Origin of the sequence: Mycobacterium sp. SMC-21, from assembly GCF_045310825.1 — a bacterium.
Lineage (GTDB): Bacteria > Actinomycetota > Actinomycetes > Mycobacteriales > Mycobacteriaceae > Mycobacterium.
In genome coordinates this window covers 1-13941 of sequence record NZ_JBJIAO010000028.1, presented here as the reverse complement: position 1 = coordinate 13941, position 13941 = coordinate 1, and the positions used below count along the sequence as shown (strand labels likewise).

Genomic DNA, 13941 nt, shown 5'->3' with positions numbered 1-13941 from the left:
TCCCAGCCGTGGGCGCGGACGAGGTTGACTCGGTGCAACAGATCGTCGGCTCGTCTGGCTAGTTCGTACGGGTCTGGCGGTTCGAAGATGCGCCAATCGTCATTCATGGCCCGCTCCGGTGGCGTTCGATCGTCCGTATTTCCTTGCTGTGGTGTGGATTTGGTCATCGCTCCAGTAGTCGGAACGCACTCTGGTGACTTGTCCGTCTTCCGCGACGACGTATCCCGTGCCGGGCACGTCCGGGCTGATGCGGTGTGCGGGTGCCTTGTCGGCCATTCCGTCGCCGAGCACCATAGCGACTTCTTCACGGGACCGGAGCCGCAGTGCGATGGTTTGGGTGAACAATCCGCGCATCGGGAGCACCTCTTTGCGGGGGTCCTGGAGGAACGCTGCCACGACGATGCCCAATGCGCGACCCTTGGTGAGAATCCGCGACAACGAGGCTGCGGCTTCCTTGCGTAGGGCCGGATCGCTCATGTATGCCGTGACTCCCGCAAGTTCATCGATCAGCAGGACAGTTAGGGGAGCTGATGTGGTGGGAGTGTGTTCGCGGGTCTTGCCTGCCATCGCTATGCCGCGCTTGTCCATCAGTTTTTCCAGTGCGGCAAGGGTTTTCACTGCGTCGGACTCCGTGGTGGCGATCTTAGTGAACAAGTTGGCACCGACGGACAATTCGATGCCGTATTTGAGGTCGATCCCAACCAGCCGGACCAACCCGGCGGCGACTGCTGGCCCGTAGCCGCCCGCGATACCCCAGAAGATTGATCCTTTGCCTGCGCCGGAGCAGCCCACTGTGAGGGTGTGTCGGCCGGTGATGGTCAAGGTCCAGGGTGCGCCGTTTTCACAGCGGCCGAGCTGCACATTGCGAACGGCCAACGCTGACGATGGTGCGCCGTGGCTGACTGCGGCGAGTTGTTCGCGCATCACCAGCTCGATCCGAACTGCGCCGGGCGCGACGACGACCGAGCGTGCGGAGTGCGCTCGTGCTGCGTCGCGGATTGCGGGAACGGCACGCTCCAAGTCTTCGACGGTCAGTCCCGTGCGGGTTCGTACCGTCAGATGCAGGCAGTGACCAGATGCCTTTACCTGCACCAACTTTGGATGGAACCAGACCGTCTTAGTGACTGGGCGGCCTTCGTTGTCCTTGCGTGTGACGTGCTCGGATGCCGACAATCCGCACCGCTTGGCCAACCGCTCCCAGGTGAGAATGGCCCACAGTCGCCACCGCATCCTGCGGACTGGTGCCGCGAAGTCGCGCTCGAAAGTCTCGGGTGCATGCAGCCGCCAATATGACAGTGTCGCGGCACTGATGACGACGAACACGGTGCACCAAATAGCGACTGTGGTCAGCAGGTGCAGGAGGTGGTCGAACCGCAGGGGCGTGTCGGGGTCGACGGGTGCGTACGGATCGGGGTTCATGCCGACACCTTCCCGGGCGTCGGTGCGGCGGTTCCGCTGGCGCTTCGGCCAGCAGTGTTGTTCCTGCTGGCGGCTTCGCGGATCAGTTGTGCGCCGTCGGCGATGATGCGGGCGTCGGTGATGCCGAGGATTGAGACGCGGGTACTGCCGAAGTCGCCTCCGAGGATTCGTGCTGACAACCCGTTGCGGCCGGTGACCGCCACGATGGCCCCGATCGGTACCGCTGCAGCCACGTTGTCGGGCATGACCAGGGTGGCGCCGGGCGTGACGCCAAGTGAATCGCTGATGAGCAGCGCCTCCGCTGCGGACAGTGGGGCACCGTCATCGTCGTACTCACGTCCAGTTACGACGCGGCCTTCGCCTCGGCCGGAGTACATCGATCGCGGCCGGGCCGGCTTGACGATCCACGCGTAAACATCTCCAGTCACCTTGATATCCATGGGTTTTCGTCTCCTGGGTTTGGTTTCTCTTGCGTTGGAGCTTCCATCGCAACTGGCTTGAGCCAGTAAAGCCACGGTAGGACTGGCTTAAGCCACTTGTCAATAGGTGGCTTGAGCCAGTTGTTCTACACTTGCCCTGTGGCTGACGCAGAAAGAACTCCGCAAGGTGACTCCACCGCCAGCCGGCAGGTGGAGGCGGCGCTGCGTGCTGCGATTGAGTCGGGAGTTTTAGGGCCGGGGGACAAGCTGCCTTCGGAGCGGCAGCTCGCAGCGACATATGACGTGGCACGTAATACGGCGCGCGAGGCCGTCAGGCAGCTCGCAAAATCTGGTTTGGTCACCGCCGAGCATGGCCGCGGTGTGTTCGTCCGATCAGCGCCACGTCTGATGCGATTCGGTCAACGCCGGTACTCGCGCAAGTTGCGCGAAGAAACAGGGCTGTCGCCCTTCCATGCCGAAGTGCGAGCTCAGGACCGGGTGCCCAACGCGTTCTTGGCCAACATCGAGCGCGTTGTGCCACCGAAAGCGATTGCCGAACGACTACAGATCAGCGCGGACACGAAAAGTGCTGTGCGACGGGAAAACTGGTACTTCGCTGACTCTGAACCTATGCAGATCGGCATCACGTACATCCCATGGGACATCGCAAAGGGTTCTGTTCTAGGGCGCAACGATGAACTCGGAGTTGGCGACCTCTACGCGCGATTCGAGGACAAAGGGCACCTCATCACCTACACGCGCGAAGAAGTCACCGCCCGAATGCCAACACCGGAGGAAGCCCGAGGCTTGATTATGCCCGAAGGCGTCCCCGTCCTCGTGGTGCTGCACACCGGACTTGATCAGGACAAGCAGCCGTTTGAGGTGACTGAATTCATCATGCGTGCCGACTACACCGGTCTCGACTACACCATGAAGGTGGACGAATGAACGACGTAATCATCCGCCGCCGGCGCCCGGCGGACCTGGCCGCACTCGCCGACGTTCTCGTCCGCGTCCATGCTCGTGATGGGTATCCCGTTGAAGGTGTTGGCAATCCCGAGGCGTGGATAGGGCCGCCGGCGGAACTGGCGGCATGGACAGCGGTCTATGAGGAGGAGCCCATTGGCCACGTAGCGCTAGCCCTGGCGCGCGATACCGATGACACGGCAATCCTCTGGCAACGCGTTACTGGTGGAGATGTGAGTCAATTGGCTGTATTGGCAAGGCTTTTCGTAGATCCCTGCCATCGCAACTTGGGTGCGGGGGCTCTGCTGATGGAAGCTGCGCATCGGTTCGCCGCCGAACGCCAGCTCGCAGTGGCTCTCGACGTGATGCTCAAAGACCGGGGCGCGATCCGACTCTACGAGAAGCTCGGCTATCAAAGGCTCGGGACCGTCGTCCATGAGCACAGCGGCAACAAGACAGAAGAAGCTGCCGTCTACGCTTTGCCGACCCAGCCTCCTGTGGACTGAGATGTGTTTCGAAGCGTGATGACCTCGCGCCGTGCAAGGTGGGGCAGCGTTGAACCCTACCGAGGTGCCGTGGATGTTGTGTGATGGTTAAGTCGCAGGTCCCGAGGTAGGCGGTCTCAGTTTGTGCGACCGTAGTCAGCTCGTGGCCTGACCTCGTTCGGCCGATCCGCGTGACTCGGTGGGGCACGGCTCCCTGCTCCGCGACACCGCCCTCTGGACAGAGCGTCGTACCACTGCACTGTCGGATGCGTCGTCTACATTTGGATTGAAACGGACAAAAGGGGGCCTCGCGTGACCGCAGCACATGCGACACACCTGGTGAGGCGACTGCTGTCCGAATTTGGTGACGACAACCGTGGCCTCGTCTTATACGGGAGCCGAGCGCGGGGCACTTCCCGGGATGACAGCGACATCGACGTCCTCCAGATTGTCGAGGACAATCCGCGTTCGTACGCTGTCGGCTCGATGAACGTGACCGTCTACACCGCGGCCCACCTCACATCCATGGCCGAGCGCGGCAGCCTCTTCGTACGGCACCTGATCGACGAGGGCATCGTGCTGTCTGACCCGTATAATTTGGTCTCTGCCGCCTTGGGCGCGTATCGAGAGCCGGCGACTTATCTCCGCTTGAAGACGGAGTTGCGGGTCCTCCTGGAAGCCATGTCGAAACCCGATGCGGCACAATACCGCCCGCTGCTAGACAACCTGGCGCGATTCACTGTTCGCTCTGCGTTGTACGTGCGTACGGCGGAGCTTGGCAACCCGATCTTCGATGTGGAGGCCGCGGCACGTGTGGCCGGTATTCCGGCCGTCGCAGCTCAGCTTCGGAGTTCAATCGTTGAAGATCTCGAGGCACTTCTTGGCAGCGGTGTGCAATTGCTGGACGTGCCGCTACCAACTGGCATGCCCAAGACGCTTGAAGCGATCACCGTTTGGTCAATCGGTCGCTATCCGCTTGTGTCTAAGCAGTTGGAGCATGCAATCGCCGGCAACGCTCAGATTGACTACTCCCTCTTGACGCTTCCGCCATCCTAAGCATGGACCGCTTTGCAACTGCGATCGTGGCGGGCGACGTCCACGGTGAGGTGGCGCCGCTGGAGGCATTGCTCGCGCTAGCCCGGGAGCGAAGGCAGCCGCTGGTGCTTCTCGGTGACTACGTGAATCGAGGTCCGCAGAGCCGACTGGTACTGGAAGTCCTGGCTAACGCACCTGAATATGAGGACGGGCGGTTTGTGTTCCTTCGTGGCAACCACGAGCGTGAACTTTTGAAGTTCCTTGATGGCGGACCACTAGAAGAATTCGCTGCTCACGGGGGCCTTGCCACCATCAAATCCTATCTAATGGACGACATCACGGATGATCCCGCGCGGGCATTCCGCGAACGATTCGACGTTCGTCACAGAAAGCTGCTGGAGTCGCTGCCTTCGTTTCTTGAGACCCATGACTATCTCTTCTCTCACACTGGATTCGACCCTTTTGACGTAACGCTTCGTACAGATGCCGCGGTGGCGGGACGTGGTAATTCAAGGATTTTCGCCCACAATGGTCCCTGGCCGCGGCGGCGCACATTCTTCGGCCATTTTGTTCAAGCGACGGATGTGCCTTTCATTTCGCAGCATCTGGTATGCCTGGACACCGGGTGTGGAACCGTGCGCGGGCGACCGCTGACTGCATTCGACATCGCGAGCGGGCAAATCCTGCAATTTGAGTCCAGCACTGACGTCGGAGATGGGATTGACTAGGCCGCAACACTCTCTTGAGCAGCTTTCGCGCGCTGTCGAAACGAACGAAGCCATCATTGCTGTCCACTATGCGTGCGAATCCATCATCACCGCGAAGGACTACCCGCCAGGCGTTGCGAGCATCGCAATCTACGACCTTGGCAGCGGTGACGTGTCTGCGTTCAGTCGTACCGATGCACCGAAGGGCGTAGCTCCAGCTGATCTCGAACTCGACCTGCTACGCCGGTTCTTCGTTAGGCTCGGGTCCTACCAAGAGGCACTGGTCGTCCATTGGAACATGAATCGGCCGGAGTACGGGTTCGATGCCCTAGTGGCTCGGCTTCGCTATCTGACGGAACAACCGGGGAGCATCGCGCTTCCCACACGGCGAATAGATATCGACGATCTTTTCGTCGAGCACTTCGGCGATAACTACGCTCCGCACGGTCGGCTCCTTAACATGGCACTTCTGAACGATCTCGACACCCGATCCGCGCTCAAAGGCAAGGATGAGGCCGACCGATTCACTGCCGGCGATTGGTCCGCCACGTCGAGGTCATGCGCCAGCAAAGCGAAGATCATCGGCGAGCTCTTTCTGAAGCTCATCAATGGAACCGTCAAGACGGCGTCCTCACCCGGCATTGTCGGCTTCGCTGGTGCACGGCTGGATGCCGCGAAGGTAATCGAGGCCATCGCTGAACAATTTGTCCTTGTACAGCGAAGCCTGCGCAAACACCCCCGGGGCAAGACAACGATTGAGTTCTCTAACGAATGGGACGATCAGTATCTCTTCAAGGCGCTTCTGAAGCTGTTCTTCGACGATGTGCGCGACGAAGAGTACGTACCTTCGTATGCGGGCTCGAACAGCCGCATTGACTATCTTCTACCCGCGTATGCCATCGGGGTCGAACTGAAGCACGCTTCCAAATCGCTTACGCACAAAGAAGTTGGCGAGCAATTGATCGTCGACCGCGATCGTTACAAAGGCATCGGGAACATCGGCCACCTGATCTGCATTGTTTTCGACCCGGACGGGTGGGTCGATAATCCGCGGGGGCTTGAGAGTGATCTGGGAATCGATGTGTCACAGCCCGGAATGACTGTCACCGTCGTGGTTGTCGATCGGTAGTGCCCGTCGTGATCGGAGCCCGTCGACGGCTGGTGCCGCCGTGTGCGCGTGTCGGCCGTACATGTATCGATATGCTGCCATCGCGAAGTTGTTGGCAATGATCTACGCAAATCCGTCAGACTTGCGTGGGTGAGCTATCAGGACGACCCGGTCGGGTACGAGCAGCGGTTGCGCGCCAAGCTGAAGCCAGACGTCATTCGAGGGACGCTCGCGTTCGCAGGCCTTTACCAGATCGCGCACGAGATGATCAAAGACTTGGTGCTCGTCAAGGTTCGCGAATTCTTTTGTCTGGACTGGGACCTGGACGGCGGTTGGTCGATGACTGCTGAGGAAGAGACGCAGTACCGCAATCATGTTCTGTCTCTGGCGTCGAACAGGTTTCGTGCATCCTTGCTGTGGCTGGTCAGAAACGACGCAATCACACAGATGCAGGCGGATCGACTCGACTTAGTCCGTACTCATCGGGACGAGCTCGTTCATGAATTGGCCAAGTACATCATCGACCCCGACGAGGACCCAGATACTGAGCTCTTGGTCGACGCGCTCGCCATTTTGAAAGACCTGCACCGATTTTGGATCAACGTCGAGCTCAGCACCGGAGGCTTCCTTCTGCCAGACGGTTCTGACGTGGGCGACGTTGATGCCGACGAGGTCATGCCGTTTTCACTCATGCTCCTCCAGCAGTGCCTCGATGCTTACCTTGAAGGCACAGCAACTCCGAATCCGACGGAAGGTCGCTCGGAGTAAGCGGGACGTGGGGCTGAAGGAGGCGCCACGGGGCTGAACATCCTGGTTGAAGGCGGGTTCGTCGGCCACGTCGTGTAGAAAAATCACGGACCTACCGACTCACAGGGAAGCGGGCGCAGCGTTGACGCGGATCTTCGACAACATCAAACAGGACCTGGGCTCGCACCTGGCGAAGACGCTCCTGGTGTCGAACACGATGGACGTCGCCGTCGGTTACTTCAACTTGCGTGGGTGGGCCGTGTTCGACCAGCTGATCAGGGACAAGGCAGAGAGCTGGAATGCGGGCGATCCGCCGATCGTCCGAATCCTCATAGGCATGGTGACCGCCGGAGTGCAGCAGGAGACCCTCGACGCCCTGCAGGCTGGCCTGGAAGGCACGACCGAATCCGACGCCGACGCGAACGCCGCGCGCGAACGCAAGGCCATCCTTATCGAGCAGCTCCGGATACAGCTGATGCGTGGCCTTCCTACCGCAGCGGATCGGGCCGTTTTGCAGTCTCTGCGTGACCTGCTCTCTACCGGTGCTGTTGAGATCAAGGTGCACACCCGAAAGCCGTTGCACGGCAAGGCATACATCTGTCACCGCGAGGACCTCAACAATCCGATCACCGGGTTTGTCGGTTCGTCGAACCTCACCCGCCCAGGCCTCACCGTCAACTACGAGCTCAACGTCGACGTGCTCGACACCACGGCGGCCAAGGACCTCGCGCAGTGGTTCACGGATCGGTGGACAGACAAGTTCAGCCGGCCGATCACCGCCGACCTTCTCGACCTCCTCGACGAGTCGTGGGCACGGCGTGAACCCCGCCGACCGTACGAGGTGTTTTTGAAGGTCTGCTACGACCTTTCCCGCGACGTCCGCGAAGGGCTCGCCGAATACTCCGTACCCAGCGCGATACGTGAGCAACTGCTCGAATATCAGGCGACCGCGGTGCAGACCTTAGCTCGCCGGATCATGACGCGGCGCGGCACGATGCTCGGTGACGTCGTCGGCCTCGGGAAGACCCTGACGGCGATCGCGGTGGCGCTGATGCTCCGCGACGAACACGGCTTCATGCCGCTGGTGGTGTGCCCGAAGAACCTTGTGTCGATGTGGGAGGAGCACTTCGAGGCCTACGACCTGCACGGCTGCGTGGTGCCCTACTCGATGGCTCACGCGATTCTGCCTGCGCTGCGCCGGTACCAGCTGGTCATCGTCGATGAGTCCCACACGCTGCGGAACGACACCCGGCGGGACTACAAGGCGATCCGCGACTACATCGACGCCAATGACAGCAAGGCCTTGCTCCTGACGGCTACTCCGTACAACATCCGCTTCCAGGATGTCGCGAACCAGCTCGGGCTCTATATCGATGACGACGACGACCTTGGAATCGCACCGGTAAACGCTATTGCCGCTGATCCTCGACTCGTCGACAAGGTCGACGGCAAAACCACCACGATGGCAGCCTTCCGTCGGTCCGAAGACCCAGACGACTGGAAGCGCCTGATGAGTGAACATCTCGTTCGCCGCACACGCACGTTTATCAAGAACAATTACGCGTATACCGATGCCGACGGGCAGCAGTACCTGGAATTCTCCGACGGCACGAAGTTCAAGTTCCCACAACGTATTCCGAGGCCAGTGGACCATTCATTCGGTCCCGAGGACCCGGCTACCTTGATGGCTGGGAACGCAACCCTCGACACCATCACTGCGCTCCAGCTGCCCCGGTACGAGCTCGGCAACTACCTATCGCCAACTGCGGCGCCGACCGAGGCGGAGCGGGAGTTCATCGATAATCTGGCGCGTGGCCGTGGACATGTCGCGGGCTTTGTCCGCACGACCTTCTATAAGCGGCTGTCGTCATGCGGGCATTCGTTCACGCTGTCCCTCAAGCGGCACGTCGCGCGCAACGAATTGTTTCTGTACGCGATCGACAACGGGCTGTCGATCCCGGCGGGCACGATCACGGAGAACCAATTTGGCGAAGACGACGACGACCCGAATGGAGACGGTGCCGGCGGCGGAGACGAAACGGCAACCGCGGCGGCTCGCTACGCGACGCTGCAGGAGACCAACCCGGCGAGTGTGACGTGGATCAATCCGAACCTGTTCACACCAGCCTTGCGGGAGGCTCTGGTCGAGGACACCACGGCGCTTCGGACATTGCTCACCATGTACGGCGATTGGAAACCGGAGACCGACTCCAAGCTCGATGCCCTTATCCACCTGCTCCGAACGGATCACCCGGACGACAAGGTCCTCGTGTTCACCGAGTACAAAGACACCGCCGAGTACATCGGCGCAGCGCTACGAGCGGCTGGGATCGATCGTGTTGGTGTCGCGACCGGCGACAGCGAGAACCCCACCCGCCTCGCGCAGCGGTTCTCGCCGCAGTCGAACACGTTGCCAGGCCATGAGCCCGACGTCGCTCCCGAGGATGAGCTGCGGGTCCTTATCGCGACAGACGTCCTCAGCGAGGGCCAGAACCTGCAGGACGCGCACATCGTCGTGAACTACGATCTGCCGTGGGCGATCATCCGCCTCATCCAGCGTGCCGGCCGTGTGGACCGTGTTGGCCAGAAGGCCGAGACTGTCCTGCTGTATTCGTTTTTCCACGAGTCGGTGGACAACGTGATCGACCTGCGCCGCCGGATCAGCGAGCGCTTGCACGCGAACGCCGAGGCCTTTGGGTCAGACGAACTGTTCTTCGGCTCAGATGGTGAAACCCAGACGATCGCCGATCTGTATAACGGGACCCTCGACGACCCTGATTCCGCCGATGATGTCGACGCGTCGAGCTTGGCCTACCAGCACTGGACACGCGCGGCGGCGGATGATGTGGAGCTCGCGGCCAAGATCGCGGGACTGCCGGACATGATTTCCGCGACCCGACGCAAGCGACTCACGGACAGTGGTACAGGGGTGGTCTGCTACGTCCGCACCGACTCTGGCGTCGACGGGTTCGGCCGCGCCAGCGACGACGGCACCACCTCTCTGCTCACCGGTCACGAGGTCCTCAAGACGTTCGAAGCAGGTCCCGAGGAACCCGGACTCGAACCAGCCGCAGACCATGACGGGCTCATCGAGGCGCTGGTCCGTGGGCCACTCGCTACACCAACCCTCGCAGCGGGGCGCCTACGTGGTGTCCGTCGCACTCTCTGGAACCGCCTGGGTGCGACCTTGCACAGCCACAACGCAGAAACCGCGCTCGCGCTCGACGATCTCTATCAGCACCCGTTGGCAAAGGACGCTGAACATCGGCTCCGGCGAGCTGTTCGCAATGGGGCAAGCGACGATGAACTCTCCACGCTTATCACCGCGCTGCACCGCGATGGCGACCTCACCGTCACAGCCCGCAGCGGTAAAGACCCGATCCGCATCGTCTCCAGCATGGGAATCGCCGAATGACCGACCACCGCCTACTCGACCTCGTCGACGCCCGCGACTTCCGGGCTCTGTTCATCGACGAACTTGGCTGGGATAACCCCGACCGTCCGGTTTTGACATTCGACATAGATGGCACCGAGTACGCGCTCACTCAGGTCGCGGGGTACAAGGGGCTGCGTATCTGGCACTGCCCAGTGCTGCCGCCACGTGCGATCCAGCGTCAGATCGATGTCCTCGTCGGCAAGGACAACCTGGAGCGCCTTGTGATCTTCACAGACGACCACCGTCAAGAATGGCGGTGGCCGCGGCGGGCTCAGCTAGGTTCCACCAACGCCAAACTCGTTGTCCACCAATACCATATCGGCGACCGGACCACTCACCTCGCTGGCCGTTTGAAGGCGATCGAGCTCGACTTCGATGAAGACCTGCCACTGGTCGCGCTCTTGGAACGGATGCGCGATGCGTTCGACCGCGAAGCCGAAACGGCTTCCGTTGCGGCGGCGCGGCTCATGGGAACCCTCTACACGCACCTCGAAACAGCCGGTGTAGGTGAACACGACGCGACGCTCCTGCTCGCACGACTGCTCTTTCTGCTCTTCGGTGATGACGCCGACATGTGGAAGCCCCCAGCATTGTTCGAGAATCACCTGCGAAATCACACCACTCCTGAAACCCTTCACACCGATCTGCTCCGGCTCTTCGACATACTCGATAAACCGGAGAACCAAAGAGACTTCGAAAAGGGTGATCCCCTCTCATATTTCCGGTACATCAACGGTGGTCTTTTCCACGGACAGCTCCGCCTGCCCCAGCTGTCCGCAGGATTCCGCAGCGCTTTGCTCGAAGCCTGCGCCTTCAACTGGTCCATCATCTCGCCCGCCGTGTTCGGGTCCATGTTCCAGACGGTCAAGAGCAGGGAGGCCCGTCGGCACGGCGGAGAGCACTACACCACCGAGGAAAACATCCTCAAGACGATCGGGCCGTTGTTCCTGGACGAGTACCGGGACCGGCTGGAGCGCGCCGGGGACGACAAGGGCCAACTCACGAAGCTGCACAATGACCTGGCCAAGCTCCGGTTCCTTGACCCGGCCTGCGGTTGCGGCAACTTCCTGATCGTCGCCTACCGCGAACTGCGAGCCCTCGAACTCGAGATCCTCAAGCGCCGGCGCGACCTCGACATGGAGGCGATTGCTGAGGGGAAGAAAGTCGAACGCGCCCAGCTCTCACTCGACGTCACCTCGGAAATCAAGATCACTCTCGACCACTTCTTCGGCATCGAGATCGAGGAATGGCCGGCCCGGATCGCCGAGACAGCGATGCTGCTGGTGGACCACCTCGCCAACCAGCAGATGGCCGAGGAGTTTGGTGAGGCCCCGGACCGGCTGCCGATCGCTATCGCGCCGACCATCGTGCACGCCAACGCCCTGCACACGGACTGGACCTCGGTCGTCACGCCGTCGGACCACGTCGTGATCTTGGGCAACCCGCCGTTCATCGGGCAGTACACCAAGACCGCGAAGCAGACCGCCGACACCAAGGCCATCTGGGGACCGCGCTACAACGGCTACCTCGACTACGTGACCTGCTGGTACGCCAAGGCGATCGACTTCTACGGCACCCACGCCGGACGCTGGGCGTACGTGTCCACGAACTCGATCTGTCAGGGTGAACCGGTCGAGTTCCTCTGGCGGCCCATCCTCGAAGCCGGATGGCGCTGCCGGTTCGCGCACCGCTCGTTCCAGTGGGTCACAGAAGCCACGGGTGGCGCGGCCGTTCACGTGTCCATCGTGGGTTTCGACAAACTGAATACTCCGACGCCGGTGCTGTGGACCTACGCCGACGGTGGCCGCGGTGAAGTTCAACGGCATGAGGTACTGAACATCAACCCGTACCTCAGTGACGCGATTACCGTCCTGGTCAGCAACGTATCGAAGCCTCTAAGCGATCTTCTGCCGCAGGCTGTGCGCGGAAGCCAACCCACCGATGGCGGCCATCTGCTCGTATCCCCTGACGAATATGACAACGTGGTAGTGGACGCGGTTGCGGCAAAGTACCTGCGAAGGTTCGTGGGAGCTCGGGAGCTAGTTCATGACCTGCCGCGATGGTGTCTTTGGCTTGAAAATTTGACCGACACAGATAAGCGTAAGTCTCCGGTTCTAACGGAGCGCATTGCACTGTGCGCCGAATGGCGGAGGGAACAACCTAAATCCGGCGATGCGTTTAAGTACCAGGACATCCCTCATCTATTTCGACCAAATAAGAAGCGGCCCGGCGGTGCCTATTTAGCGATTCCTCGCCACGTTGGTGAAGGGCGACGGTATTTTACTGCGCGCCCGTTTCCCGAAGAAGTAATCACCGGTGATGCAAACTTCATGGTTGCTGACGGCGACGGATTCGTATTCGGAATCCTTTCCTCCTCAATGTTCATTGCGTGGATGCGGGCCATCGGAGGGCGGATCAAGTCGGACCTGCGCTTTTCGAGTACGTTCGTGTACAACACGTTCCCTCTGCCGTCACTCACAACTGAGCAGCGTCGGGCAGTTAAAGAAGCCGCCGCGCAGATCAGCGCCAGTCGCGACAACCACCCCGGTTCATCGCTGGCCGACCTCTACGATCCGGATCGGACGCCGGCCGATGTCGTCGCCGCGCACGAGGCACTGGACAATGTGATCGACCGAGCCTTCGGCATTGACGGATCAAGCGATGAGGTCGCCCGACAACAGCTGCTGTTCGAGCGATACGCCGCGGTGATCGCCAAGTCGGGTTCCAGCGCTCCGCTCAGGACGCGAAGGGTCACGTCGTGATGTTCCGCGACGTGCGTGGCGAGCCGAGAATAAATTCGTCGGTCACAGCGGTGATATCGAAGAAAATCCCGGAGGGGACCTGACTCAGGTCAACGCTCACTCCCGGACTTTGCAAGCGCCGGAGTAGCGCTACGGCCCCATTCGTTCCGGCCACTCGCCAATGGCAATCATTTCTTGCGCTGACGGACTGTTATAAAGTCTCAGACCACTCCGGAACTACTCGTTATGTCGCGACATTGGCGAATGTGCCCACCCATTTCGGGATTGCTTGTGTGCCAAGTCCCGCGTAGTTAGCAACTAGCCGACTGTCGCCCACTCCGCTTAATCCAAATACGTCGATGACACGCTGAATTACTGTGTCGCTGAAGTCGACGGGCACGATGGTCGCGTCGTGTGGCAAATTCGTCGACAACATCGACCCAACGATGAGATCGGTTACCGGCAGGCTGAACCCCATTAGCACAAGCTCGTCCGCCTCGGACAGCGCTTTCGCTGCGCGAATCCACAACGCGCGCAACGTCCGATTGTTGTAGTAGCCACTCTTGACAGCTGTCGGAGGAACAATCATCGGGTCACGATCCTCCGACAATAGATCAGGATCGTCATACGGCGAGGCCACCCCAGCGGGGCTCCATCCGTGTGCTCCCCCGCCCCATCCAAGGGTGTAGATGGTGTCACCAGGCGGGCTACCCGGACCTGAGTGTTGGCCGTCGTTGAAGATGACGATGTCGGCGTCATCGGTGTTGATGACGATGCACTGATGAGAACGCCCCGCTCGACGGGACTTGACCCCGTGTGTTGGACACGCTTAATCCCAGGAATGCCTGGGGGAAGCGAGATGATCCAACTCGATGGCA

11 protein-coding genes are annotated in these 13941 nt (G+C 60.8%); 8 read left to right on the top strand and 3 right to left on the bottom strand.

The genetic code is table 11. From position 1 onward, the window contains the following. Window positions 1–99 precede the first annotated feature (99 nt). Both ACJH6H_RS21805 and ACJH6H_RS21800 read right to left on the bottom strand, forming a co-directional pair. Window positions 100–1419, bottom strand: coding sequence for a cell division protein FtsK (locus ACJH6H_RS21805; protein WP_406775803.1), 1320 nt, complete (start codon window positions 1417–1419; stop codon window positions 100–102). Beyond that, complete coding sequence (locus tag ACJH6H_RS21800; RefSeq protein WP_406775802.1) at window positions 1416–1859, bottom strand: hypothetical protein; 444 nt, start codon at window positions 1857–1859, stop codon at window positions 1416–1418. The genes ACJH6H_RS21805 and ACJH6H_RS21800 overlap by 4 nt, the downstream gene beginning before the upstream one ends. A gap of 138 nt (window positions 1860–1997) precedes the next feature. Between ACJH6H_RS21800 and ACJH6H_RS21795 the strand changes: the two genes are divergently transcribed. The 8 genes from ACJH6H_RS21795 to ACJH6H_RS21760 all read left to right on the top strand — a co-directional run bounded on the left by ACJH6H_RS21795 (window position 1998) and on the right by ACJH6H_RS21760 (window position 13084). After that, window positions 1998–2786 (top strand): GntR family transcriptional regulator, encoded by a 789-nt coding sequence (locus tag ACJH6H_RS21795; protein ID WP_406775801.1) that lies wholly within the window; start codon window positions 1998–2000, stop codon window positions 2784–2786. Then, entirely contained in the window at window positions 2783–3310 is a 528-nt protein-coding gene (locus ACJH6H_RS21790; protein ID WP_406775800.1) for a GNAT family N-acetyltransferase, read from the top strand. The genes ACJH6H_RS21795 and ACJH6H_RS21790 overlap by 4 nt, the downstream gene beginning before the upstream one ends. Before the next feature lie 291 nt (window positions 3311–3601). Next, window positions 3602–4345, top strand: coding sequence for a nucleotidyltransferase domain-containing protein (locus tag ACJH6H_RS21785; RefSeq protein WP_406775799.1), 744 nt, complete (start codon window positions 3602–3604; stop codon window positions 4343–4345). Between the two features lie 2 nt (window positions 4346–4347). Then, a complete protein-coding gene (locus tag ACJH6H_RS21780) occupies window positions 4348–5052 on the top strand; it encodes a metallophosphoesterase (RefSeq protein WP_406775798.1) in 705 nt (234 codons plus the stop codon). Further along, window positions 5039–6160: a hypothetical protein gene (locus ACJH6H_RS21775; RefSeq protein WP_406775797.1), complete on the top strand. Its 1122-nt coding sequence runs from the start codon at window positions 5039–5041 to the stop codon at window positions 6158–6160. Before ACJH6H_RS21780 ends, ACJH6H_RS21775 begins: the two co-directional genes overlap by 14 nt. 129 nt (window positions 6161–6289) lie before the next feature. Further along, window positions 6290–6907: a hypothetical protein gene (locus ACJH6H_RS21770; RefSeq protein WP_406775796.1), complete on the top strand. Its 618-nt coding sequence runs from the start codon at window positions 6290–6292 to the stop codon at window positions 6905–6907. 121 nt (window positions 6908–7028) lie between these two features. Next, window positions 7029–10301, top strand: a complete 3273-nt coding sequence (locus ACJH6H_RS21765) for a helicase-related protein (RefSeq protein WP_406775795.1) — start codon at window positions 7029–7031, stop codon at window positions 10299–10301. After that, window positions 10298–13084, top strand: coding sequence for a class I SAM-dependent DNA methyltransferase (locus ACJH6H_RS21760; RefSeq protein ID WP_406775794.1), 2787 nt, complete (start codon window positions 10298–10300; stop codon window positions 13082–13084). The genes ACJH6H_RS21765 and ACJH6H_RS21760 overlap by 4 nt, the downstream gene beginning before the upstream one ends. Window positions 13085–13307: 223 nt before the next feature. Here the strand turns inward: ACJH6H_RS21760 and ACJH6H_RS21755 are convergent, their stop codons facing one another. After that, window positions 13308–13703: a hypothetical protein gene (locus ACJH6H_RS21755; protein ID WP_406775793.1), complete on the bottom strand. Its 396-nt coding sequence runs from the start codon at window positions 13701–13703 to the stop codon at window positions 13308–13310. Window positions 13704–13941: the final 238 nt, after the last annotated feature.